This window comes from Nonomuraea sp. NPDC049141, assembly GCF_040648415.1.
Taxonomy (GTDB): Bacteria; Actinomycetota; Actinomycetes; order Streptosporangiales; family Streptosporangiaceae; genus Nonomuraea.
Genome location: NZ_JBEZDR010000278.1, coordinates 1 through 1,088, shown reverse-complemented (window position 1 = coordinate 1,088; position 1,088 = coordinate 1). Strand labels below are relative to the sequence as shown.

Below are 1,088 nucleotides of genomic sequence, written 5' to 3'. Positions count from 1 at the left end.
GCGCCCGGGCGCTGATGGGCGGGGCGGCCGCCACCGTCATGCCCTGCGGGCTGGGCCTGATCAGCCACATGTTCGCCCATCCCGCCCAGCGCGGCATGGCCATCGCCTCCTGGATGAGCTGCTTCATGGGCGGTCTGCTGATCGGCCCGGTCGTCGGCGGTGTCCTGCTGCGGTTCTTCTGGTGGGGCTCGGTGTTCCTGATCGGCGTGCCGGTGATGCTCCTGCTGCTGCTGACCGGTCCACGGCTGCTGCCGGAGTACCGCAACCCGCACCGGGGCCCGCTGGATCTGGCCAGCGTCGCGCTCTCCCTGGCCGGCGTGCTGCTGGTCATCTTCGGCCTCAAGGAACTGGCCAAGAACGGTTGGGCCCCCGTGCCCGTCGCCGCCGTGGTCGTCGGCCTCGTGACCGCCGTGGCGTTCGTCGTGCGGCAACGGTCGCTCCGCGACCCGATGCTCGACACCAAGCTGTTCCGCAACCAGATCTTCGCCGCCGCGGTAATCTTCGGCCTGCTCGGCGGCGCGGTGCAGGGTGGCAGCTCGTTGCTGGTGACCCTGCACCTGCAGACGGTGGAGGGCCTCTCCACCCTCGGCACCGGGTTGTGGATGCTGCCGCCGACCCTGGGTCTGATCGTCGGGCTCATGCTCGGCCCCGGTCTGGCGCAACGGATCCGCCCGGCGTACGTGCTCGCTTTCGGGATGGTCGTCGCGGCTCTCGGGTACGTGGTGCTCAGCCAGGTCACCCGCACCGGCGGGCTGGCGCCCGTGCTGATCGGCTTCGGCATCGTGCTGTTCGGCGTGGGCATCCCGCTCGGCCTGGTGACCGGCCTGGCGATCGGGGCGGTTTCCACCGAGAAGACCGGCTCCGCATCGGCGGTGATGCAGACCGGCAGCGAGTTCGGGGTGGCCTTCGGCATCGCGGCCCTGGGCAGCGTCGCCGCCGCCGTCTACCGCACCGAGCTGACCGACGGGCTGCCCTCTGGCGTCACCACCGAGGCGGCGCAGGCCGCCCGGGCCAGTGTCGAGGCTGCGGAAACCGCCGCCCGGTCGCTGCCCAGCCCGCTGGGCAGCGGCCTGGTCGACGCCGCGCAC

Annotated in this window: 1 protein-coding gene; it reads left to right on the top strand. The window is 72.2% G+C overall.

Annotated features, from left to right (window positions below):
* Window positions 1–14: 14 nt before the first annotated feature.
* Window positions 15–1,088 (top strand): MFS transporter (locus tag AB0B91_RS66455; RefSeq protein WP_358343349.1); only part of this gene is annotated, 1,074 nt, incomplete at its 3' end.